General features: G+C 36.2%; 26 protein-coding genes and 1 tRNA gene. 20 read left to right on the top strand and 7 right to left on the bottom strand.

What is annotated here, in order from left to right; all coding sequences use genetic code 11:
* Positions 1-196 precede the first annotated feature (196 nt).
* The 8 genes from AN486_RS15215 (at position 197) to AN486_RS15180 (ending at position 9,373) form a co-directional block, all read left to right on the top strand.
* On the top strand, positions 197-814 hold the full coding sequence (locus tag AN486_RS15215) for an NADH-quinone oxidoreductase subunit J (protein ID WP_039200070.1): 618 nt from the start codon (positions 197-199) through the stop codon (positions 812-814).
* A 102-nt stretch (positions 815-916) separates the two neighbouring features.
* A complete protein-coding gene (gene nuoK, locus AN486_RS15210) occupies positions 917-1,222 on the top strand; it encodes an NADH-quinone oxidoreductase subunit NuoK (protein WP_015080280.1) in 306 nt (101 codons plus the stop codon).
* Between the two features lie 6 nt (positions 1,223-1,228).
* The gene (locus AN486_RS15205; protein WP_027402456.1) at positions 1,229-2,149 is read left to right on the top strand and encodes an NAD(+) kinase; all 921 of its coding nucleotides are present in this window, start codon (positions 1,229-1,231) and stop codon (positions 2,147-2,149) included.
* Between the two features lie 628 nt (positions 2,150-2,777).
* Positions 2,778-3,914: a glutamate--cysteine ligase gene (gene gshA, locus AN486_RS15200; RefSeq protein ID WP_290601376.1), complete on the top strand. Its 1,137-nt coding sequence runs from the start codon at positions 2,778-2,780 to the stop codon at positions 3,912-3,914.
* A 385-nt stretch (positions 3,915-4,299) separates the two neighbouring features.
* The gene (locus AN486_RS15195; RefSeq protein ID WP_053538214.1) at positions 4,300-4,761 is read left to right on the top strand and encodes a tRNA (cytidine(34)-2'-O)-methyltransferase; all 462 of its coding nucleotides are present in this window, start codon (positions 4,300-4,302) and stop codon (positions 4,759-4,761) included.
* A 769-nt stretch (positions 4,762-5,530) separates the two neighbouring features.
* On the top strand, positions 5,531-7,888 hold the full coding sequence (locus AN486_RS15190; RefSeq protein WP_053538213.1) for a peptidoglycan DD-metalloendopeptidase family protein: 2,358 nt from the start codon (positions 5,531-5,533) through the stop codon (positions 7,886-7,888).
* Between the two features lie 146 nt (positions 7,889-8,034).
* A tRNA-Met gene (locus tag AN486_RS15185) sits at positions 8,035-8,108 on the top strand.
* A gap of 134 nt (positions 8,109-8,242) precedes the next feature.
* The gene (locus AN486_RS15180; RefSeq protein WP_053538212.1) at positions 8,243-9,373 is read left to right on the top strand and encodes a tyrosine-type recombinase/integrase; all 1,131 of its coding nucleotides are present in this window, start codon (positions 8,243-8,245) and stop codon (positions 9,371-9,373) included.
* 12 nt (positions 9,374-9,385) lie between these two features.
* Here the strand turns inward: AN486_RS15180 and AN486_RS15175 are convergent, their stop codons facing one another.
* On the bottom strand, positions 9,386-9,634 hold the full coding sequence (locus AN486_RS15175) for a hypothetical protein (protein ID WP_053538211.1): 249 nt from the start codon (positions 9,632-9,634) through the stop codon (positions 9,386-9,388).
* Between the two features lie 95 nt (positions 9,635-9,729).
* Here AN486_RS15175 and AN486_RS15170 point away from each other — a divergent pair, with 95 nt between their 5' ends.
* Complete coding sequence (locus AN486_RS15170; RefSeq protein ID WP_053538210.1) at positions 9,730-10,425, top strand: hypothetical protein; 696 nt, start codon at positions 9,730-9,732, stop codon at positions 10,423-10,425.
* Between the two features lie 422 nt (positions 10,426-10,847).
* Here the strand turns inward: AN486_RS15170 and AN486_RS15165 are convergent, their stop codons facing one another.
* Positions 10,848-11,126 carry a hypothetical protein gene (locus tag AN486_RS15165; protein WP_053538208.1) on the bottom strand — a complete coding sequence of 93 codons (279 nt, stop codon included), beginning with the start codon at positions 11,124-11,126 and terminating at the stop codon, positions 10,848-10,850.
* A gap of 181 nt (positions 11,127-11,307) precedes the next feature.
* Positions 11,308-11,640 carry a hypothetical protein gene (locus tag AN486_RS15160; protein ID WP_053538207.1) on the bottom strand — a complete coding sequence of 111 codons (333 nt, stop codon included), beginning with the start codon at positions 11,638-11,640 and terminating at the stop codon, positions 11,308-11,310.
* A 232-nt stretch (positions 11,641-11,872) separates the two neighbouring features.
* Here AN486_RS15160 and AN486_RS15155 point away from each other — a divergent pair, with 232 nt between their 5' ends.
* On the top strand, positions 11,873-12,058 hold the full coding sequence (locus AN486_RS15155) for a hypothetical protein (protein ID WP_053538206.1): 186 nt from the start codon (positions 11,873-11,875) through the stop codon (positions 12,056-12,058).
* 95 nt (positions 12,059-12,153) lie between these two features.
* Here AN486_RS15155 and AN486_RS15150 read toward each other — a convergent pair whose 3' ends face one another.
* Positions 12,154-12,447 (bottom strand): hypothetical protein, encoded by a 294-nt coding sequence (locus AN486_RS15150; RefSeq protein ID WP_053538205.1) that lies wholly within the window; start codon positions 12,445-12,447, stop codon positions 12,154-12,156.
* 978 nt (positions 12,448-13,425) lie between these two features.
* Entirely contained in the window at positions 13,426-15,024 is a 1,599-nt protein-coding gene (locus tag AN486_RS15145) for a hypothetical protein (RefSeq protein ID WP_053538204.1), read from the bottom strand.
* 325 nt (positions 15,025-15,349) lie between these two features.
* On the opposite strand from AN486_RS15145, the gene AN486_RS15140 reads away from it, so the two are divergent.
* From AN486_RS15140 to AN486_RS15095, 10 genes are all read left to right on the top strand, one after another.
* Entirely contained in the window at positions 15,350-15,508 is a 159-nt protein-coding gene (locus tag AN486_RS15140; RefSeq protein WP_199924383.1) for a hypothetical protein, read from the top strand.
* A gap of 107 nt (positions 15,509-15,615) precedes the next feature.
* Positions 15,616-16,782, top strand: coding sequence for a hypothetical protein (locus tag AN486_RS15135; RefSeq protein ID WP_199924382.1), 1,167 nt, complete (start codon positions 15,616-15,618; stop codon positions 16,780-16,782).
* Between the two features lie 142 nt (positions 16,783-16,924).
* Complete coding sequence (locus AN486_RS15130; protein ID WP_053538202.1) at positions 16,925-17,308, top strand: helix-turn-helix domain-containing protein; 384 nt, start codon at positions 16,925-16,927, stop codon at positions 17,306-17,308.
* Between the two features lie 45 nt (positions 17,309-17,353).
* Positions 17,354-17,725, top strand: a complete 372-nt coding sequence (locus tag AN486_RS15125; RefSeq protein ID WP_053538201.1) for a hypothetical protein — start codon at positions 17,354-17,356, stop codon at positions 17,723-17,725.
* 160 nt (positions 17,726-17,885) lie between these two features.
* A complete protein-coding gene (locus tag AN486_RS15120) occupies positions 17,886-18,305 on the top strand; it encodes a hypothetical protein (RefSeq protein WP_290601366.1) in 420 nt (139 codons plus the stop codon).
* Positions 18,292-19,446, top strand: a complete 1,155-nt coding sequence (locus AN486_RS15115; RefSeq protein WP_290601364.1) for a hypothetical protein — start codon at positions 18,292-18,294, stop codon at positions 19,444-19,446. Before AN486_RS15120 ends, AN486_RS15115 begins: the two co-directional genes overlap by 14 nt.
* Before the next feature lies 1 nt (position 19,447).
* Positions 19,448-20,914, top strand: a complete 1,467-nt coding sequence (locus AN486_RS15110) for a hypothetical protein (RefSeq protein ID WP_290601362.1) — start codon at positions 19,448-19,450, stop codon at positions 20,912-20,914.
* Between the two features lie 105 nt (positions 20,915-21,019).
* Entirely contained in the window at positions 21,020-21,595 is a 576-nt protein-coding gene (locus tag AN486_RS15105; protein WP_290601360.1) for a hypothetical protein, read from the top strand.
* 35 nt (positions 21,596-21,630) lie between these two features.
* A complete protein-coding gene (locus AN486_RS15100; protein WP_290601358.1) occupies positions 21,631-22,569 on the top strand; it encodes a phage major capsid protein in 939 nt (312 codons plus the stop codon).
* Between the two features lie 8 nt (positions 22,570-22,577).
* Complete coding sequence (locus tag AN486_RS15095; RefSeq protein WP_290601356.1) at positions 22,578-23,132, top strand: hypothetical protein; 555 nt, start codon at positions 22,578-22,580, stop codon at positions 23,130-23,132.
* A gap of 10 nt (positions 23,133-23,142) precedes the next feature.
* On the opposite strand, the gene AN486_RS15090 is transcribed toward AN486_RS15095, so the two are convergent.
* Together AN486_RS15090 and AN486_RS15085 are read right to left on the bottom strand one after the other, a co-directional pair.
* A complete protein-coding gene (locus AN486_RS15090) occupies positions 23,143-23,580 on the bottom strand; it encodes a hypothetical protein (protein ID WP_053538196.1) in 438 nt (145 codons plus the stop codon).
* Positions 23,581-23,684: 104 nt separating this feature from the next.
* Positions 23,685-24,104, bottom strand: coding sequence for a hypothetical protein (locus AN486_RS15085; protein WP_290601354.1), 420 nt, complete (start codon positions 24,102-24,104; stop codon positions 23,685-23,687).
* Positions 24,105-24,233: the final 129 nt, after the last annotated feature.

Genomic DNA, 24,233 nt, shown 5'->3' with positions numbered 1-24,233 from the left:
GGGGAGGGGAGGGAAGAACAGAAGTTTTTTCCGATCATTACCCGTCAAAATAAATTTGACGAACTACTAGTAGAAACAGAAAAATAATTAGTTATTAGTCATTAGTCATTAGTCATTAGCAAAGATAATTTACAACTGACAACTGACAACTGACAACCAACAACTGACAACTAACAACTGACTAAGGACAAAAACAGTGAATCTAGCAGAAGGAGTACAGTCTGTATCACTTGGCATTCTTGGTGTAATGATGATTGGGACAGCGCTCGGTGTAGTGTTATTCTCTAACATTGTTTATTCCGCCTTTTTGCTGGGAGGTGTATTCATCAGCATGGCGGGAATGTACCTATTGCTAAATGGTGATTTTGTCGCATCAGCACAAATACTAATTTATGTTGGTGCTATTAACGTTTTAATTCTGTTCGCCATCATGTTGGTAAACAAAAGACAGGATTTTTCACCATTACCTAGTGCTGGATTAAGAAAAGTATTTACAGCTATAGTCAGTTTTGGACTATTTGCGCTTTTAAGTACAATGGTATTAGCTACACCTTGGGCTTATACAATTAATCCCGTAGTTAATCAAAATTCCATCGTTGTCATTGGTGAGCATTTCTTCAGCGACTTTTTGCTACCCTTTGAATTAGCTTCCGTCCTGTTGCTAATAGCGATGGTAGGCGCAATTATTTTGGCGCGTCGGGAATATCTCCCTGACCAAGTACCAACCACTGAACTACAACAAACAATTTTAACCCTACCAGAACGTCCCAAAGAACTCATCTCCACTGGTAGCACCACTACAAATGCCGAATAGCAACTGGAAAGAGATATCAAGGTTAAAAAACTTCTGTCTTTTGCCTTTTAACTCTTGCCTCTTGCCTTTTGCCTCTTGCCTATTCCTTGACAACTGACAATCATGCAACTCCAATACTTTTTATTACTAGCCGCAGCTTTGTTTTGCATTGGGATTTATGGCTTAATTACCAGTCGGAACGCAGTGCGGGTACTCATGTCAATTGAGTTATTGCTAAATGCCGTTAATCTAAATTTAATGGCATTTTCCAACTTCCTGGATTCAACCTTAATTAAGGGTCAGGTTTTTACCGTTTTCGTGATTACCGTAGCAGCAGCAGAAGCAGCAGTAGGTTTAGCGATCGTTCTGACTATTTATCGCAACCGCGATACCGTTGATATGGAGCAGTTTAATCTTCTGAAGTGGTAATAGTTAGTGCAACTCAAGCAGGTAATCATTGCTTATAAAGCCCGAGATCCCCAGAGTCAACGCTGGGCTGAACTCTGTGCTAAACAACTAGAAAATCGTCAGTGCCAAGTATTGATGGGACCTAGTGGACCAAAAGATAACCCCTATCCGGTTTTTTTGGCCTCTGCTAATCAACCAATTGATTTAGCTTTGGTACTCGGTGGTGATGGTACTGTCTTAACCGGCGCTAGGCATTTAGCTCCAGCCGGCATTCCCATTCTCGGAGTCAATGTAGGCGGACATTTGGGGTTTTTAACCGAGTCAGTAGATGAGTTTCAAGATCCAGAAATAGTTTGGGACAGGCTGTTAGAAGATCGTTATGCTATCCAACGGCGGATGATGTTACAAGCAGCGGTATATGAAGGAACTGGCTCAAATTTAGAACCCGTAACTGAAAGTTACTTGGCTTTAAATGAGTTTTGTGTCAAACCCGCTTCTGCTGACAGAATGATTACCTCAATTCTAGAAATGGAAATTGATGGTGAAATAGTAGATCAATATGTGGGAGATGGGTTAATTATTTCTACTCCCACAGGTTCTACTGGTTATACTGTTTCTGCCAGCGGACCAATTATCCATGATGGGATGGAAGCAATTACCATCACTCCCATTTGTCCCATGAGTCTTTCTAGTCGTCCTCTGGTTTTACCCCCTGGTTCTGTGGTTAGTATTTGGCCTTTGGGCGATTATGATTTAAGCACCAAACTCTGGATGGATGGTGTTTTATCTACTTCCATTTGGCCAGGACATCGTGTTGATGTGCGAATGGCTGATTGTCGCGCTAAGTTTATTGTTTTACGGGCAAATAATTCATATTATCAAACATTGCGGGAGAAGTTACTGTGGGCGGGAACAAGAGTTCGTTACAACAATAATCACCGCAATTGATGTTTATGTTTATTTTCTAAACTTTCACCCCGTCACGCTTGTAATCCTCAATCAATTTTCGCCCCCAATTGCAATTTATTTGGGGGTTTTTTATGTCTACTCTTAGAGGGTGTTTGAAAAGTATTAAGTAGGTTGGCGTTGAAAATTGTCGTTATGGCAAGGCAAAAGGCAAGAGGCAAGAGGCAAGAGTGAAGAGGGTTTGGGCGATTTTACGTTTCTTTACACAGTTTGGTTTTATTGTGTTCACCTACTTATACTCAAAAGGGCTTGATTGTTTGATTCTTAACGTAAAACATCTATCCCGCAAAGAACTTAAGTCGTCTCGTTCCCAGTCTCTGACTGGGAATGAATTCTAGAAGGCTCTGCCTTCAATGATATTAGAGGCAGAGCCTCATCAACTGCATTCCTAGTCAGAGACTAGGAAAGAGATGTGGTAGGGATTTGAGCTTAAGTTGACACATATCAACACTGCTAAACCCCTTGTAAAGGGGGGAAACAATAAAAATCCAGTTCCCTCCCCTTTATAAGGGAAGGGTTAGGGAGGGGTAAAACAATGTACACAAAAAATGCAAAAAATCGTCTAATTAGATACAATTTATGAACATTAGAAGAAGTTTTGGAGAATAACATGGTCTTATTAAAAGGCTTTGAGATTGAGATATACACTGGCACACCTCAAGGTGACATTGTGGGACTATCGGACAAAATTGTTACAAACTTAGATGGATTTATGCGTGAACCGGATAGCCGGAATGTGGAATACATAACTCAACCATCTATCAATTATGACAGTTTGCTGTGTGCTTTATTGCGTCCTAGAAAGACGTTGCGGAATTATCTCCAAGGTTTAGATAATTATACTTTGATACCAGGTAGTACATTATCTTTGCAAGGAAGCCAAAGCTTTTTGCGTTCTGACCCTACGAATCCCTATCATGATTACATTGAACAAACCTATGGCACAAAGGTAGTTACAGCCAGCGTCCATATCAATATTGGTATCAGTGACCCAGAAATATTAATGCGTGCCTGTCGGGTCATCAGAATGGAAGCACCTCTATTTTTAGCGATGAGTGCCTCTTCTCCTTTCCTGGATAGTAAAACTACTGGTTATCATTCCACTCGCTGGGGACTATTTCCCCAAACTCCTGATTATGTTCCCTTATTTGCTAGTCATGCTGATCATATTCAATGGGTAAATGAACAGTTGGCGGCTGGAACAATGCAAAATGTCCGGCATTTGTGGACATCAGTGCGTCCAAATGGCGATCGCCGACCTTATGATCTAAATCGGTTAGAATTGCGAATTTGTGATTTAGTGACAGATCCTATTGCCTTGTTAGCGATGACAGCAATGCTGGAAGCGCGGTTAATCCAAATTATTGACAACCCCAGTATTGATCCTTTAACTCAAAGCCCGTTTTCTCCCGAAGAACTGATTACCTTAACCAGAAGCAACGAAATGGCTGCCGCCACTGACAGTCTGGATGCAAGATTACAGCGATGGCAAGATGGTAGCAGTATCCTGGCTAGAGATTGGATAGCACAAATCTATCAAGAAGTTTGGAGTATCGCCAAACAACAGGGCTTTAGTTGTTTCTTATCCCCCTTGCAAAAAATCCTGCGAGAAGGCAATGAAGCTCAACAATGGTTGCAACTGCATAAAGTAGGCATTGATATTCAGCGTGTAATTGCTCAAGCTATTATTGCCACCCAAGAACGGGAAACCGAATTAGAAAGCAAACTATGTTCATCTGTGAGGTAATAGGCAAGAGGCAAGAGGCAAGAGGCAAAAGGCAAGAGGCAAAAGGCAAGAGGCAAGAGGCAAAAGGCAAGAGGCAAGAGGCAAAAGGCAAGAGGCAAGAGGCAAGAGGCAAAAGGCAAGAGGCAAAAGGCAAGAGGCAAGAGGCAAGAGGCAAGAGGCAAGAGGCAAAAGGCAAGAGGCAAGAGGCAATTTTTTAAAGTCGAGAACATTCTTCCTGATTCCTACTCCTTCTTTCCCTCCTGACTCCTAACTCCTGAATGATTTAAAAAAATAATCACAGGGAAATACTTCGTACATATTAAAAAAAACTATATATCGCCTCTACATTTTGGTAGATTTTTAGACAGTAAGAAATTTCCTAATATACAATTTAGAGCTGAGAAAGATGCCCCAGATAGTTTTAGTCAACCCACAAATTCCTCCTAATACTGGCAATATTGCCCGGACTTGTGCTGCTACAGGTACGGAATTACATCTAGTTGGTCCATTAGGATTTGAAATTAGCGATCGCTATCTCAAACGAGCCGGGTTAGATTATTGGCCTTACGTTAAATTCCATTATCATAATTCCATAGAAACATTTCAAAACGTACATAAACAACGTGGAGGTAGATGCTTAGGTTTTAGCGTTCGTGGTAATTTTAATTACATTAATTTTGAATTTCAACCAGATGACTGGCTACTCTTTGGCAGTGAAACAGCAGGATTACCAGATCCCATTCTCTCCACTTGTGACTCCACCTTATATATTCCCATGTATGAACCCGGTGTGAGGAGCTTGAACCTCTCAGTCAGCGTAGCCATAGGTTTATTTGAGTGTCGTCGTCAGTTAGGCTATTTACAATAATTCATATTCACCAACAGAAATTTAGGATTAACTGTGATAGAAACATATTGATCAGAATCAACCATGCCAGAACTCCTGAAAACAATGTTGCATAGAATACAGAAATAAAAGATTAATCATGGTAAATACTGATAAAGTCTGCTAACATGACATAAGAAATTTGTATAGATATTTTCAGGGTGATCTAACCAACAAGGATAGATTTTAGTTAATTCTCAGCTTATGACTCAAAAAAGCCAAAACTCCCCAACACCTTGACTCTCAATGAATCAGACAACATTGTATCCAGAAATACAACAAAATCATGCAAAAATCGCGGATGTTGTATACGGTTGTTTTTTAGGGAAGAATAAAAGTAAAATCTCGTATTGATAAAACGGATTTAGTCAAAAAATCTTGAAAACGTCTACAGCGGGATCATTGCTATTGTAGAAATTGTCCCAGATCATGAGCTAACGAAGACAATAAACCTAGCCAAGTTATGATATTTGTTTAGTTCTGTGTTTTTGCAGCAAAATAACTGAGGATGAATCTCAACAGTGAAAATTTCTAGGTTGTGAGGAGTGACTTAGACAAGACAGCACCAAAAACTTTAGGGTTTACAAAAGTGTGGAACTTGTTTAAATCAGAGAAGCACGTTAATCTTGCGTAAGTGTCTCTGGTGAATGTGATCTTGATGTATGGTTTAATGTGATATCAATCATGGATTAATATCCAAACTTAAAAATCAAGATTCAGTTAAACGCTAGTGATCATTAGGAGGTCGTCTTTGAAACGAGCATTGAAAAAAAGAGATAAGGCTGTGTTGAACAATACCCCCAGCGGCGATGATGCCCCGGTAGAGCAAACAAATTATGAGATCAATCCCAAAATGACTCGCCGGGCGCGGACTCATCGGGCAGCCATGATTGGCTTGGCAATATCCATGGGGGCAACCAGCCTTTTGGTGACTCGACAAAGCGATCAAGCCCAAGCAGCGGCTCCTGTTGGCAGTCAAAAAGCAGCTTCAACAAATCCATTTGTTGCTGAGACTGAGATGAAATTTGCCGCCACTAAACTGGAAGCCCCAACCGTCTCACCCACAGGTGAGTTAGGCAATCCAGTGATATTGGAACCAACAGTAGTCTCACAAGTACCTGGGCTTGAAGCTAAATGGCAAATTGCAACCAACAGCACAGCCGTCGAAGGCACTGCATCCAACGTAATTTCCCCAGCCAAATCAGTTGACAGAAATTCTGTCCACTCACAATTAGCGCCGGGAGTAAGCTATAGCCCAATTCAGGCGACATTACCAACAAATAACCAACAGCCTGAGACAGCATCAAAGTTGTCTACAGTGGAAGAGGTTACTGGCAGTACCCAAAATTTGTCAGCAGGCGAGTTAGCCGGCGGTAATGTTGATGCCCAATTAAAAGCACAGCAGGAATTTGCCCTGAATCGCTTACAGAAAAAATCAATCCGCTTAAGAAATAGTTTGGCAGACTTACGGTCTGAACAAACTCAAGATTTATTAAAAACTGGTATTCAAGAAGCACAGCCAACCACTGTAGCTAATAGATCCGTACCAGAACAATCGGAGAACTTGACTGATTTCCAACAATCCGATCTGATTTCTCGGTTGAAACAGAACAAAGAAACAAGTGCGACGATACAGCAAATACCTGTTCCTGCATCAGCCTCAACAAAAGTTGTTGCACAATTGTCTGCTTCAACATATCAAGTGAAGCCCGGAGACACCTTAGCGGAAATTGCTAACAGTTATGGTACTTCAGTTTCTGAGCTAGTTAGAACTAACAACCTGAGTGATCCTAATCAACTGCAAATTAATCAAAGGTTAATTATTCCTGCCGACAAGATATTAGAAGCCTCCAGCCAGGTAGATAATTCTTCTTTAAATAACCCTAGTTTTAACCCTAGATCATTTGTTGCCAACAATACCAGTGTAACAATTCCTGCCCCAAAAATAAATGAGCAGGTAGAAGGGATTGAAACTCCGGCTACCAATAGTGTGGCTATCCCAGTCCCAGTGGTGACACAAGAGCAAGAACAGACTAATTATCCTACTATTGCTAACCGAATAAATGTTCCTGCACCAATAGTCCCAGATAGCCAAGGGCAGCCGACTATTCCTATTGTTATTCCCAAAGCCTTACCTACTCCCAGTAACTCTTACGGCTTAGGCGGTGATGCTCCATTACCAAGAGCTTTTTCCCAAAAGCAGGGTTCACAAAAACCCGTGCAAAAGGTATCTAAAGCCAAAGGTAATGAACGTATCCGTAGCTTGCAAGCAGAAATTGAGAGATTGCGTTATAAATACCGCGCTCAACAATCTGGTGTAGCTGTTACAGCCCCTGAAAACAATATTCAGTCTGTACCTGTTGCTATTGAATCATCTAATAACTTCACAGTATCTCAAGCGAATGCCATCCAGATTGCCGTACCTCAAGCAATATTGCCCAGCTACAGCAATCAACCGCTTAAGACTCTGGTAACAGCATCCGCTCCCACCAACGAGCCAATTAACCCAGAATTTCTGCCTAGCAAAACTGGCGCTAGATGGAATTCTCCCCCCAAATCATCTGGCATTAAGTTAACGGTGCCTCCTGCTCGTACTAGTGCCTCTGACTCTTTAGGAAAATTGCGAGGAACTTCTGTTTCTCCCGCTTTACCACCTATAGCCGCAGTGGATATCCACTTGCCTCAGACCACTGAAGACAATCCCAGTTTCCCAGCTAATTCTTCCACCACAGGCTACATTTGGCCTGCTAAGGGAGTTCTGACATCTGGTTATGGCTGGCGCTGGGGAAGAATGCACAGGGGGATTGATATTGCTAACTCAACCGGCACACCTATTTATGCTTCATCTGCTGGTGTAGTGGAGAAAGCTGGCTGGAACAGCGGTGGTTACGGTAACGTTGTGGATATCCGTCATGATGATGGTAGCCTGACTCGCTATGGACATAACAGCCGAATTTTGGTGCAATCTGGTCAAAGAGTGCAACAAGGTCAGCCAATCGCGGCTATGGGTAGCACCGGTTTCAGCACTGGACCTCATAGTCACTTTGAAGTTCATCCATCTGGCAAGGGTGCTGTTAACCCTATCGCTTTCTTACCCAATCGCATTTAATTCTCGCTGGTTGGGGATTTAGTGATTTTTTGGTTAATCGAGGGAGGTGAACTCCCTCTCTTTATTTTGAAAGTAAAAATCTGGAAATTGATAGTTGTCAAATGCAAATTGGTGTGCTATCTTAAGATAAGTTGATAAAACAACGTGGCTCAGTAGCTCAGTTGGTTAGAGTACGGGACTCATAAGCCTGGGGTCGTCAGTTCAAATCTGACCTGAGCCATTTTTAAAACATTACTATATCAGGGTTTCAGCTCCTAGTCATAAAAAGTTCTAGAGGGCTGAATATTTGTGTTTACACCCTTTTGACTATTTTTTGACTATGCTCTGCAAACCTAAAATAGTCAAGGATAGTCAGTGAAAATTGGAATTGAAACCCTTGAAGGTCGTCTTAGATTAAGATTTCCTAGAGCTTTGTTTGCTGGTAATCAGAAATACTTGTCTTTGAATCTAGCTGACAGTGTTGAGAATAGACTTGTTGCAGAGATGAAAGCAAGGCAGATAGAGCTAGATATCATAGCTGGCTATTTTGACCCTACTCTGGCTAAATACAAACCTGACTATCAGGCTGCTAAAAAGGAAAAAACATCCACTTTACTAGACTTATGGTGTGAGTATGTTCAGTTTAAGAGTAATCAAGTGGAACAGTCTACTGTTATCAGGGATTACTCACTAATAGAGAAAAGAATTAAAGCACTACCTACTGGCGACATTAAAGATGCAATCCTCATTAGGAATCATTTACTAAGTAATTATTCTGCTGAAACAGCCAAGCGTACCCTTAAACAGCTTAATGCTTGCTGTAATTGGGCTATTACATCTAAGCTAATAGAAATCAATCCCTTCAAAGATTTAGCTAAAACTATTAAAACCAAAAGGAAAAATAATACTATTCTTACTTTTAGTCAAGAAGAGATAGCTATTATTATTGATGCTTTTGCTAGTAATAAGTATTGCCCTAAATACTCTCCCTTGGCACATTCTTACTACACTAATTATGTCAGGCTTTTATTTTGTACTGGGTGCAGACCTGAAGAAGCTGTAGCCTTGAAATGGAAACATATTAGTTCAACACATATCACATTTGCTGAGGCTGTACCTTCTGATGTCAGGATAAGGAAAGACACAAAAACTCACCAAATTAGATTGTTTCCTATCAATAGTCAACTGAGAGAACTTTTGAATGATATTGGGTATGAAGAAGCTGAGAAATTACTTTTCTATAATCGCAATGGTAGAGAGCTAAATACTCATAACTTTCTCAATAGAGTATGGAAACCAGTATTAACTAATTTAGTCAATGATAAGTTGATTAGATATTATTTACCTCAATATAACTGTCGTCACACTTTTATCACTCTATGTTTGGAGGCAGGTATTAGTGTTAAACAAGTTGCTGATATGGTGGGTAATTCTCCTGAAGTAATCTACAAGCATTATTCAGGAGTAATCAAACAACTTGAAGTTCCAGAAATATTTTACAAATAAATTATTACTGGCTTATACACTACTTGTTTTCTTTTTCTCCTTTGCTATTTCTTTCTCAATTTTCTTACTTAGTTTCTGAATTTCTGAATCAAACTTTTTTTGCATTTCAGGTAATTCTTTAAGGATGGCTTCTAAAACTTCTACCTTTTGACCTTCTTGCTCCTCTGCAAATACTTTTTGTATTGCAGTATTCCAACCAGTTATCAAGTCTGGTAGGGTTGAAAATACTATGTTAATTTCATTTTTGATTGGTATTGGCATTGTTGAATACCTAAATAATAAAGGTTAATTATTTCCATTATAGAACTAAAAACTTAATTGGAATAACCTGATTTAAGTAATTTAAAAAAATCACCATGACTGACTCAATAGATATAACTCAGTTGATTTTAGAGAAACATCCTAATGCAGATAAATCAATTTTAAATAGGTTGAGATTATTAATTGAAAAGCATAACCTTAAATGGATTATCTTTGAAGAAGAAGTAACTTTTGTTATGAAACATATTTGTGAAGCTAAGGGGGTAGAATTAAATGACTTTGCCAAAAACTATGTTATTGGTAGGGAGTATTATCTTCATGGAAAGGTTACTAAATTAGAGGGGAAAAGTCTAAAAATCTTTAAAGATAGCTTTAATAAAAAGTATGGAAGATATTTTCATAAAGTTAGAAGTTTATGGGTGGCTAATTATTTAGGAGCTTATATTTATCTGGACGATTGTTGCTTAGATAATCCTAAAATGTATTTTGTAGAAGTTGACATTGAGCGAGAGTACAGAGCTAGGTTTGGTGGAAGTAGGCAGCAGAAATTAAGAAAAGGTAGAGTTGATATAGTTAATGGAGATGAGATAATAGAATTTAAAAAAGATATTATAGACTGTAATGCGGTAGGACAATTACTAAGATACCTGAAGAGTTGTAATAAAATTAAAGGTAAATTAGTGGCTCTACAGATTCATTCAGATGCGTTAGGTTTAATAGCAACATTAAATAATTCAGGTTTTGATATTAGTTATGAAAAAGTTATTTTATATCTTGATAAAAGCAACTGAATAAAATATAAATGTCTCTCAAATACTGAGTATATGTCTGTATATATATTTCAGTAATTATTCTGTAAGGAATGGGCTACTAAAAAGTTATTCTGAAATAGGAGTCTTGAAATTAAATACTAAGTGAATGGCAGATAATAATGCAGGTGGAATAATTGGGACTATTCTTGCTCTTGTGATAATGGGAAGTTTTAAGTCTTGCATGAGAGGGATGTATAGCCCTAATAATAATACATTCCATCCTCCATCTAGTTTTGATGAACAGCGTGAAGCAGACCGACAGTATGACAGAAGGAGGGGAGTTACACCATCTTATTAGTAGCAGATATCTCTATCGGCAAATATGGTAAATGGTGACTTGATGAGCAGCTAATTTAGTAGTTGACTCATCAAGTTTTTTGATGTGAATGGGGGCTGAGGGTTTAAGATTCTGCTATTTCTTTAATTTTCTGCATTAAGTCTTGCTTGGTGCTAATTTCCTCCCTTGAAATTACCTCTATTCTGTATGCAACATACAAATCTTCAAAAGCTTCTTCAAGCGTGTTTTTTACAGAATCAAGTTTACTTACAAATTGTTGATCATCATCATTATGTACAGTAAAATTCTCACCATAAGGCATTGAATTTAAAGCCCCATCTACTGATAAGTAGGAGCTATATAATTTTTTGATTGCTTCTTTTCTTGCTTCTTGAGCCTTCATAATTACACACTTGGTTGATTGATTACAGTGGGATTGTATACCATTAGCTATTCAGTTTAGGTGATAGTGTTCACTATAGTGCGATCGCTCCCTATTGAGAACTCTAATGGTAAATGGTGAATTGATAAGTCAGCTAATCTAATAGTTGATTTATCAGGGTTTCTTGATATGAGAGGGGTAATTAAAGTAAACTAGGTATGTCTAAGTTTAATTCTCCACTTATATACATATTAATTACATCTAAATTAGGTGCATATAAGTTATCAGCATCTTCAAAAATCGTGATGGTTGCCCCATCAACCATAGCTATATTTTCTAGCTGACAAGCAATAGACCTTTGAGTATCCAGTAAGAATTGACGTAGCTCTGTTTGTTCTCCAGATAATATATTTCCAGTCATTAAAATGTCGGTTTCTCTTAACTGATTAAAGGCATTTAATAATTTACCAGCAGCCTTTCTTCTCAGATCCATAGCAGTTAGATTTTTATCTTCCACAATCTCATTATCAGTCATAATCCACACCTGGTTAAGTACCTAAACACAATAAAGCATCCTATACATCAGGTATGTGATTCAGGTCACTGTGATGCGATCGCTCTACTAATGATTACTATAGGTTCATGGGTAGGAGGGTTTCATTCTTGCAAGGTAAGGGATGAAACCTAGAGGTACGGAAAACCCTACTGGGTGGTATTAGTGTATTAAAAATAAAATGATGGCTGTAGTGTAGCCATATCTAAAAATTATGTCAGTACCCCCATCTAAGATCATTAAAACTTACACAACTGGTGAAACAGTTGAGGAAGAACTTGCTCCTGATGAGAAATTTGAGAAAACTGTAGAGGCTATTGAGGAAGTAACCACAACTAGCAAAACAGGGGTAGTAGAGGTGACTTTAAAATTGGAATCTGCCCCAGTTAAGAAACATTAATATTAAATGATTAATTTAATGAGTTAGTTAATATTGTAGCTAACTCATTAAATTCTCTTAATATGAAAGGGGTAATGTTAGTTAACTTGTTGATATTACTCTAGGGATGTTTTTATAAATTCATAAAGTTTATTCCAATCAATTGCATCATCAGATTCAGTACCCTCATACTCCTTAATCTTAACTCCATTAGCTCTAGCTAAAAGGTCTATATTCTGGTAGTGAGTACCTAACTTCTCTTGCATACCAAGGAGGAGTTTATATAAAACCTCTTGAGTATGATCTTTTTTATCTCCTTCCAATACCTTCCCAATAACGGTACTAATCTCACTTAGTATCTTATAACCCTCAATTACTTGATTAATGGTTTCTGTTCTTTTTTCCTGCATAATCCACACCTGCTTAAGTACCTAACCACCATATAGCACCTTATACCCTAGCTTTGTGATTAAGGTCACTTTGATGCGATCGCTCTATTGATAGTTAGTATAGGGTATTAGAGGGGGCTTTTACTATCTAAGTAAAGTGAATTATCTATAGTTGCATATAACACTTGCAGTATCCCAAGTAGGAGCATGCGAGGTGTGTTGGAATGGCTGGAAGCTATACAGTGCAATGGATACAGAGTATTATTTTTACTATTATGACATACCTATGGTATAGTAGACTCTACTTTCTCTTATCCTGTATTCCCTTTCTACTACTTTCCCTTTATTCCTTCCTTGTCTACCTTATTCCTAACCTTTATCCTTACTATCTATATCCATACCTGACTATAAAATTTTGTCTAACTATGCTTTAGTTAACTTAAGTGGGTTTTATTGGGTTAATACCCATAACTACTTTGTAGAGGTTCTATTATCTTCCACTAAATAAGGTTATACTATCTCAGTGAGTTAGAGTAGTTTTATTAACTAAATGTTAGCGTGCGAGGTGTGTTTTTAGCCTGAAAGCCTTACTGTATATAAGTTATAGTATATCCATTAACATACCTATGGTAGTTTACTATGTATCCTAATCCTTTATCACTATCCCATCCTTACCTTCCTTTCTTACATACCTCTTTCTACTTATCTACTCCCTATTCTAGCTAACCTTCCCCTAACTATAAAATTTTGGTGTCTCAACACCTTCAGTTAACATATATGCTAACTTCTACAAGGGAATGTAAGATAGCTATTGTATATAGTTAATTATATATATTCTCTCAAAAGAAGAGGGGGGTGAGCGAAGCGAACCCCTTACAGTTTACTATTGTTATTACTTTCCTGAATTATTACCAACCTAGCAATCAGTTAACTCATCCCCATATATAGCAAAGGAGGCACTAATTAACTTAGCCTCTCCTTTGGATTACCCTCTAGGTATTAGATGAATGATTTCTCTTCTAGAACTGCATATCTCAAACCTGATCTTTCTACAGCTAGATCAACTGCCTGCTGGGGGATAGCACCAATGGTTACTAAACCATCATGTTGGTTGTTCATTGTCTGGAACCCATACACAGGACCCAAAGCAGTGAGGTGATGTATAAAGCCAGCTTCAGCCCCCTGTAGGAAGAATGCACTCAGCTTTCTCTTAAGAGTGTTTACATTAGTCCACTCACCCTTGGCATCCTTATAATGGGTAAGCTCAAAGCCAATACCTGTTCGATTAACTACTTTATGTATTCCTCGTGGGTAAATAGAGTGCTTCACAATGTATCGTTTAATCAACCACTCCTGCCAGTTATCAATAGATACCTTTAGAGGTTTAACTACTGCGTAGAACTTTTGGTAGTAACTCAAAGCTAACTCAGGGTTCCCATTTGCCTCCTGATAGAAACAATTAAACAAGGCTCTAGAAGGGGCAGCATCAGTTTCAATCAACTCACCATTTACTTTCTTAACAGCCTTTACAGGAGCAAAGTCTTTTACAGTAACCTTTTCAATCATGAAAGCTCCCATGACTAGAGCTAGAAAGCACTCTTTCCATCTATCCTTACTGACACCCACCCTATCAGCAAATACCTGTTTATCTTGCTCTAAGTAGTTAGTTAACCAAGTGGTGTCAATCTTATCCTTCCACTGAGCATCATCATTACAATCCTCAAACTGCTGAATCAGACCCCATACCTGACTAGACTTTAAATCATAGTTCTTTAGATTAGGTACTCCACTAAAGCCAGCTTGCTTCATAGCTCGACTACAGTTTTGCATACCTACACCTGCTTCTGTTACTCTGCCACTCATCTGTGGACCATTAGGACTGAATATAACTCTGTAATCTACAAAATCACCATGCTCATTAACTGTATTGGCTAGTATCTGTTGATAAGCACAGTTATCAATTGCTAAGGCTTTGCGATCTTTGTCAGTTCCACTACCAAAGATACTGTCTGCTGCACTAACTAACTTATCCATGTGATCCCTGATAGCCTTTAAATTAACTGTACAGGTTTCAATAAGCTCTAGAGCGTTAAGTATCACGTCAGGGTAATTGTGACCAGATATATTCTTAGGGTATCTAGGTTCCTTGTGTCTGTTAATTACTTTACCAGTCATCAGGTCATAATATTTAGAAGACTTGGCTTCTACCAGTGTCTTAATGCCTGAATCCAGTAACATCACCAACGCAGATTCATGGATGCGGAACTCTCTAGATAAGCCATCTTTCTTTGAGTAGGTTTGGCTAACAATAGTACCATCTACAAGTTGAAAAGTACCCAGATGCTTAACCTCAATTAGCTCCTGTTCAATCATCTTATCAATGGCTAACTTAACTCTCTGAGTCCATTGCTCCTGCATCAACTTGAAGCTAACAGGAACCCAACCATCTTCCCCTTTTGAGAGACTCATTAAGGTAGAGGAATACACATGAACAAAGAATTGATAGTCAGCTTGGGAGTAATCTTTAAGTAAGTTGTCTAGGAGGACTTTAGTGGACTCTGGACTTCTGTAACGTTTGATGATATATCCGTTTGTCATATTCAGTTTTTTCTATTCAGTTGTTTATTGAGTTTGGTGAGAAAGGGAGCAGCTAAAGGAAACTAACCTTTACTTTTCATCTTCTAGATATCTTAGCTCCACTTCAATAATATTATCATGATCTATAGTATTTGTAAATAGCTAAATGTGTACTTTATGGGCAGCATGAGAATTATTGTAATAATTTATTTATATCAATTAAATTAACGCATTCTTCCAAAAGAGAACCTCATATTTACGCCCACCTTTTATAACTATCCTTTTGGTAATCTTTAAACATCAGGAAACAGACACCTGATACCAACAATTAACAAAGGATTATATTATGTCAAATGATTTGAGTATAGCTAAAGTTGTAATACTAACAGGATTGGGGATTGTGGGGATAGCCACAGCTAACCCAGCTATAGTAGGGGCAGCCACAATAGGACTTAACCTAGAGATAGTAAACAATATAAATAAGGCTAAAGATAAGGATAAGTAAGTTTAGTTAAATAATATTAGAAACCTCCAACTGGGGGTTTTTTAATGTCAACTATTACTAAAATTATGCCCACATAATGCAACTACTATTGTTGTATATTATTAAGTATGAGGAAACAAACAAAACTTATTAAATACCCTCCTTATAAATTAAAGATTATGAATAACATTACAAGCACTGAATCCTTAAAGACCTCTATTTTTAACGCTACTCCAAATGCTGACCTAACTGCAATTGAAGAATTATGTTTATTGACAAGAAAGCATAACTTAAAGTGGGTTGCTAGAAAAGATGGTACAGATGCTTATTACATTATGAGTCAACTGTCTGAATCTAAAGGTTTAGACTCCAAAGATTATGTTAATCACTGGGCTAATAAAGCTAATTTGACGAGTAACTTTAAAGGTGAACCGTCAGAACCTTTATCAGGAAAGAGTTTGTTACTAAAAGGTGACGAGTTAGCTAGATTTAAGACCTCTTATGAAGAAATTTATGGGGAATCCCTTGGGCGTATTAACTCACTTTGGGTTGGCAATTGGCAACATTCTTATTCTTATTTGGTTCAGGGGCGTACACAGGTAGCTAAAGACTTTCAAAACTTAGGTTCTAAATCAATTGAAAAATTAGTTTTACAAGATATTCAACCTATCAGAATTGATGAGAATACTTTACAGAAACAAATCATTGAATTAGCTTCTTACAGTAACATTAATTTTAAGTTTGAGGTTGGGGTCAAGAATACATTTTATACTCCAGATGAAGCTAGTCACAGACGTTGGGATTGGATCGAAAGATTACCTAAAGTTACCAAGATTTATGAGTTAAAATCCCACACTCTAACTGAGCAAGATGTAAGAGTTACTATATTTGATAAACACTATGTTGAGCTTGCTTTTGAAAGATATCCTGGTAAACCAATTGAAATTATATTCTGTAGTCCTAAAGGTATTTCCTGGGAAGCTAAGACTCTAATTAAAGAGTTGATGAATAATCAAGAGGGATATGTTAATTTACTTGGAGTTAAAGTAAAGATTACTTTTATGGACTTACAAAACATTGCTCAAAGATTAGTAACAAACTTTATTGAAAGTTCCCCTATGGAATCCTGGTTCTGGTTACTCAATAAGTTGAGAACTGAAGACCTCCAATATGTAGTTTCTCCCCGCACAGTAGCTAAATTAAATGACCAAATAACTGAGGGGTACAGAACAGGTAAATTAATTAAAAAGTCTAATGTAGTTCAGTTAAGACCTTATGGAGAAGTAGCAGCTTAATTCAAGAAATTCTTCTAAAAATAATCCGTTAATCCTCCTACTTAGAGGAGGATTTTTATTAGCTTAATATCATATTTACCTACTAAATACTATTAACATTTGTGTATATTTATTATATAATAGGAATAGGGAAAGATTAAGCATGGACACACTTAATAAAGCCTTCCAACTCTATTTACAAGGATACTCTCTGAGAAATTTATCTAAAAGATTTAATATACCTAAATCTACTTTATCTTATCAGTTTAAAAAGGCTTTTGGTTTAGACTACACCAATTTGAGAAATAGTTATGGGGCGATACAAGTAATCAAAGAATATATCCATAACCCTGATATTTCTACTAAGGATAAGCATGATATTAAAAGGTGGTTGAGTAATAATCTTTCTACTATTTTGGAATCTGAGACTGCTAATATTAAAACCCCACTCTATTCTGATAGATACTTAGATAGATTAACCTTTAAAGAATGTTCTCACCGTAGTAAAGATTGGAAGCAATTGTTTGAAGTTATCCTCAAGGCTTAATTTCTAAATATATTTACTAATTATTATTTTTTGGATTATAAATAAATGACTACTTTAGCTACTTCCTATATTGATTTTTATGATTTGGATGAAGTTATGAGACTCTTCTTTCAAGGTTTACTGGATGATATTGATTTATATATGTCCAACCTTTACAAAGATTTAACAGAACTACATCCTGATAACTCATTATTTGGTCAGATTTGTGCTGATGAACTTACTAAATGTATTTGGGGTTTGACTAACAGGGAGAGGGCTGCTATAGATTACCACTACAACAAGTCTGAAAAGTCCAGAATTATTCTGACAAATATCTATCTAAATGAAGGTTGTAGTTCCTCTTTTGAGAGTTTTGTTGAGATTGCTTTCATTGAGGCTATGGAATATTTATCTTTTGAGATATTGCAGATTCTATAACTTTGGACAAATGTTTACTTGTATAGAAACTTTTATAAACTTCAGGTGCTAATTCAGCACCTTTTTTGTTGAAAATATGAAGAATCCTAGATTAAATGAAATACAAAAGGACTTCATCTTGTTGTTGGCTACAATTCAGCCACATTTAAGTTATGAACAGATGCAGTCTTTATTTGAGAGTAAGTTTAATACACCACTCTCTCACAAACAATTAAAAACTTTATTGAGGAGAATTAGACCTTTAATAGCAGAAACCAAATCTTCTGAGGATTTAACTTATGCACTTGCTAAGAGAGTAGGGTTAATTAATTTAACAGATAAAATCAATAGATTAGTGATTCTTGAGGAGTTAGTTCATAAATCAATTGAAGGCTCTCCCCATGAAGTACAAACTGCTAAAGGTACTGCAATTACCATTAATAAAAAAGATTTTACACTAGCTTTAAATGCTCTTAAAGAAATCAGAAATGAGGTAGGAAAGGAAACTAATGAAACTATTAATTGTCCTGTCATTATAGGTGACTCAGTACCTCCTAATCACCCTGATTATCAGGAGTTAGAGACTGATGAAGACCTCTAAAAATAGTACATTTAATATTAATCTCCATGTAAATCAAAAGAAGATATTTTTATGTGATAAACCTTATAAGTTATTAGTTTGTGGTAGGCGGTTTGGTAAGTCTCATGAATTAAGAACTGAAGCATTAGTGGCTGCATTAAGTTTTAATCAACCTTATGACCCTAACTTTCCTCCTACTGTAGTAATTGCCATGCCTACTCTAAAGCAAGCTAGACAGGTACATTGGAAGGCTTTAAAAGGTATGTTAAAGAATGCACCTTTTGTACAGAGTATTAATAATTCAGAACTAAGAATATCTTTTAAAGGTAATAAGCCTGATGTTATTTTAAGAGGAACAAATGAAGATGATGGAGATGGATTAAGAGGATTAAAGATTTACTTTGCTGCTGTTGATGAGTTCCAGGATATAAAAGTTGGTATTTGGGATAATACTATATTTCCTGCGTTATCAGATACTCCAGGTTCTAAAGCTCTATTATGTGCTACTCCAAAAGGTAGAAGTCATCCTTTATATAAGTTTTATCAAAAGATTAAAGATTTAAAAGAATGGGCTTATTTTAATTTTTATACTAAAGATAATCCTCACTTTCCTAAGTCTCAATTAAGAATTGCTAAGTCTCAGATGCCTCCAAAATCATACAGACAAGAATTTCAAGCAAGCTGGGAAGATTTTGATGGGCAATTATTTGACCAATTAAATGATAGTCACTTTATTAGTAATATTCGTAATATTCCTTCTGACCTTAGTTTTTATATTGGTTGTGATTGGGGTGATACTAATCCGGCTTTTATAGTACCAGATGATAGACCTGCTGCTATTAAGTCAGCAAGAATATTAGGAAATAAACAAGATATTTCTGGGCTGAAGAGGGCAGTTCAAGTGAGTAGAAGTCAATTAGGTGTGATGAGTTCTATTGAGATAATTAATAACCTCTTTTATCAAAATAATTTATTTATTAATAGTTCTTTAACTGAAGTTAAATCTCAGTTTCAAGATTATCACAGGGCATCTGATAAAGATGGAAATCTATTGAATAAACCTGCTGATTGTCAATCAGACCACTTAATTGATGCGGCTAGATATGTAATTGCTTTATTGTATGTATCTATACAGAATAAAACATTAAAATTAAAATCATAATATGTATCCAAATAAAATAAAGTTAACTATTTTAGAATCTCAACATTCTGATTATACAAGAATGCTTCCTGCTTTGCAGGAAATTGATTTACTTGTTAGTGGGGGTTACAAATTAAAGGCTGCTATTAAACAGTTTTTACTTCCAAGACCAGGGGAAGAATTAGCGGTATATGAGGCTAGAATTAATAAATTTACTTACTTAAATATTTTAAGCATTGCTATCAATGAGCAGGCTTCTAAATTAAGTAATGCTACTTTGACTATTAATGGCATAGAAGAGGAGACTAATTCTGCTTTTTGGAGTGCTTTTAGGGAGGATACTAATTTAGCTGGTAGGTCAGAAAAGAATTTAATAGCTCTGATTTTTAGGGAGCTTTTAAAATTTAAAAAGTTGTATCTTCATGTAGATAAGCCTTACTTGAATATTGATATTCAAAATAAATCTCAAGAGGAGTTTTTGGGTATTAGACCTTATGTAATTCATTATTCACCTTTTCAAGTTGTTAATTGGTCGGAGACTAAGGGTAAACTTGACTGGGTTAAAGTTAGACAGATTGTGGAAGATACTTCTAATCCTTTAGCTATTTCTCAGAAAAAAGTTATATGGACTTTTATTGATGATACTTATATTGCACGTTATGAAGCTTTTGTAGAATTAGATAAATATGGCAATATCTCTACTGTAGCAGGGGAATTTGTTAATGATGATACTACTATTCCTCTTGCGGGAGAAGTTATTGAGCATAAATTTGGTGTTATACCTATTCTCAAGTTAGAGTTACCTGATGAAATGTGGATAGCTGACCAAGCTGCTCATAAAGCTTTGGAGCATTTGCGAATTGATTGCTCAAAATATGATTTATTAACTTTTGCTTATTTCCAAAGATTTTATAAAACTATTCAAAAGTCTGATTCAGCATTAGATGAAAGTTATGTAAATGAAGAACCTATTCCTACTGGATTACAGTATACAGTTGAGCTTGATAAATTTGAATGGAGTGAACCTAAAGGTCATATTATTCCTTTTATGATGGATTCTTTAAGCCAAATAGAAGACCAAGTAAGAGATTTGGTTACTTTGGGAGGGGTATCATCATCTAAAGGTGTTATTGCTCAATCAGGAGTATCTAAAGAAATAGATTTTCATAAGCAAGAAGTTATATTAAAAGCTTTTGGTGAGTTTATTGTAGATGCTTATCAAGATTTACTTCAGTTAGTTGCTAAATCTCAAGGTATTCCTTTTGAAAAAATATCGGTAACTGGGCTAAATTCTTTTAAAATTGACACTTTGGATTCTTTAATTTCTAAAGCAGATTCTCTTGCTAAACTGAATTTAGAAAGTTTGAAGAATAATCTAACTCCTACTTCTTTTGAATCTATTTATGAGCAAATAATTAATTTATTTGTTGGTAATCTTTCTGCTTATCAACAAGAGCAAATTAAGAGAGAAATAAAAACTAAACAATAAGTTTGGACAATTATTATATGTAGGGCAACTGGATTAGCCATAAACCAGATAAGTTTACTATCAACTATAAAGGTAGATACCTAATCAAAGGATTATAATTTTTATATGTCTCAAGAAGAAATTCAAGCTCTTATATATGCTTCTATTGCTGGTTTGAAAGATGAGTTAATGATTCAGGTTACTACTGCTAATAAAGGGTTAGCGGCTAGTTTAACAAAGGAAATTAAAAAATCTTTGCTTATTCAGAATTCTCAATCTCATGATATTGAATCTGAAGAAGAATCTAGTAAGCTGACTTTAAAAACTCTTCAACAACAATTGGGTGAGTTACAATCACAATTAGCTCAGAAGGATAAAGAAGCTTTCACTGCTAAAAAGTCTCAAGCTATTACTCAAGTTATTGCTGCTTCTAGGACATTGAATACTACTGCACTTCAGAAGTTAATTTCTTTAGAATATGGGGATTACTTGAAAGAAGAAAATGGTAGTTGGTATGTGGAGAAAGGTGATCATGTTGTAACTTTACAAGATGCTCTAAATACTTATTTAACTACAGATGAAGGTAAGTTCTATCTTCCTCCTTCTGGTGTAAATGGCTCAGGTTCTACTGAAGCTAAATCTATTAATGTAGACACTAATCAAAAAGTTAAGGCTGCTGATGCTTTATTTGATTCATTCTAAAAATACTAAATAAATTAAAAATAATTTAAATAATTATGGCAATTGTTGTTGACGCTATTAAAAGTTTGCAGTTGGTGGTTCAAGAAGAAGTTGCAAGTCTGCAACTTAATCAATACCCAATGTTAAGCCGCTTACCTAAGAAAGTAACTGGTCAAAAGTCAATTAAGTGGAATGCTAATGTTGGTGGTGCTGGTGTAACTGGTGAGGCTACTACTACATCTGTGTCTGCTTATACTGAAGATGCTGTTATTGGAGCTTTTTTAGCTATTGGTGCTAACCGCTTGAGACATTCTTTTCAACTGCAAAAAGAAGATATTGCTGAGGCTAAAAATGCTGGTAAGGGTGTTCTGCGTGACTTGTTTGGTTTTGAAATCCAATCAGGTATCAGGGCAATTATGGAGTCTATGAGTGGTTATGTTTACACTGGTACTGGTTTAGTTGGTTTAGGTGCGGTGGTAGCTAATGCTGCTTATGCTGGTATTGATCCTGGTACTTACACTGCTTGGTCTTGCTTTACATCTACCAATGGTTCTAACAGAGCTTTGACTGCTGGATTATTGCTGGATATGGAAGTAGGGATTGCCCGTAAGGGTGGTAATTTCACCGCAATTTATACTACACCTGAAATTGTAGCTAAGTATAAACTATTGTTTGCTGCTAATGTAGCTATCAACAACATACTTCCTGGTGGTCAAGCTGATTTGGGATTTAGTGGGGTAACTTATGCTGGTCGTCCTATCATTCAAGACCCTTACTGCCCTGCTAATTCTATGTTCTTTGTGAATGAGCCTGAAGTGGCTTTGTACAGTTTTGGTCAAAACAACACTGAATCTGTAAATGATATGCAGTTTGCTATCACAAGTTTACCCTCTAGCAACCCTGATGCTGAAAACTATGCTCTTTATTGTAAACCTCAGTTAAAAGTACACACTCGCAATAAAGGTGTTGCTGCTCTATTAAATATTACTCAATAAGATAAATAATGACCCTGCTTAATTCTAATCAAATTGAGAAGATTGAATTGTTAACAGGGCATTCAATCTTTTCTGACGCAGTACGCACTCAGTTAAGTTCTGATTATAATCAAACCATTATAGATAGGGTAGTTGAAATATTAGCTGAGTTAGTTAGTTTAGAGTTGTTATTGAAAGAGGCAAGAGAAGCTAGTTTTGTTATGGGATTTATAGGGGCTAAATTATCTTATTCTCAATATATAAAGCACCTGAGATTAGAGGCATTTAGCTTAGTTCAAGAGTTAGCATATATTACTCAAATCAGTTCCTATCATATATATAAAGCTGAGAAGCAGTATATGAAGACAATACCTTTAGGTAAGAAGGGTATATACTTTGTTGCTAGAAGCTATAAGTTAGGAATAGATGACACTCTTTACTTTGATATGGCTATTAGAGTACAAACCTCAGTTGGGCTTGTAGATGTGGCTATAGTAGAGGATGGAAACATTACTAAAGAAAATGTAGAGGAAATGGCTAAGGAGTATCTAGAGTTAGCTAAGATGATTAGTCTGATTGAGTAAAAATTTGAAATCAAGGTCTAGGAAGAGGTCCATTATAATAGAAAGCATAACCACTACCTCCAACACCATAAACAAATTCTTTTTTACCATTGGTTTCATACTCTCCTGCAAATCCTACACCCCAATCAGGTTCTTCTTCAAGTTTCATTTCTACAAGACAGGTAACAATGTTTTCTTCAGAAGGAAACGGTATCCATCGAGTGCATTTTGGGTTATTAGTTAATCTTAACCTATCAGGTCTTTTATCCCAAGATTTGTAAACTACAACCATAATATAATCACCTTCCATATAAGTCTTGATGGTGCATCTACCTTTACCTATAATACCAGCAGTTGTGTGAAGACGGCAGGAGCTTTTTACATTTCTCTGTTGAGCAAGAGCGTTATTGGTGGTAAATAAAAATGATAATACTGATAGAGAAACAACAAAAAGTTTAATGGGTTTCATATTTTTATCCTGATATAAATGAGAAAATTCATTAATTCAATTGATTACCACAATGCTTACAAACTTTAGCTTCTTTCTTTACAACTTCTGCACAGTAAGGATAATTATTTATCTTTAAAAGTTGACTGAATCAAATTTTTAAATTTAATAATTTTAGGTTTAGTATCTAACTTCAGTGTAGATACATAAGGATTATAATTACTTCCATAGTGCAGTCTTCTTTTTGCAACTAAACCATAAGTAGCAGCTAATTCTCTGGCTTTACCACATGAGAGGGAGTGACTTCTTTCAAGTACACTTTGTTTATTGTATTCAGAATAAAATCTAAAGACAAATTTATAATTATCAGCCCTTGTATAACCACCTAATACAGCATTACAATGGTCAAAAGCAATTCCATAGGATTGTGCAAATGCTACATCTAACCATGAGAGAATGCCCTCATAAGGCTTATCTGAGAGATATTTAGAAGGGATATATATATTAAAAGATATATTTTCTTCACTTTTGTAATCAGCAACCATACTAAGAGGAGCTAATTGAGCTTCTACTTTGGAAGTAAGATTAAATAAGGTGGATATGCTAATAGCTAATGTTAATGATAAAGTGTTTAATTTTATAATTTTTAGTTGTTAATATATGGTGATGATTTG

The organism is Anabaena sp. AL93, assembly GCF_001672085.1.
Lineage (GTDB): Bacteria > Cyanobacteriota > Cyanobacteriia > Cyanobacteriales > Nostocaceae > Dolichospermum > Dolichospermum heterosporum.
The sequence above is the reverse complement of the archived record's forward strand: the minus strand, read 5'-3'. Positions and strand labels throughout refer to the sequence as shown.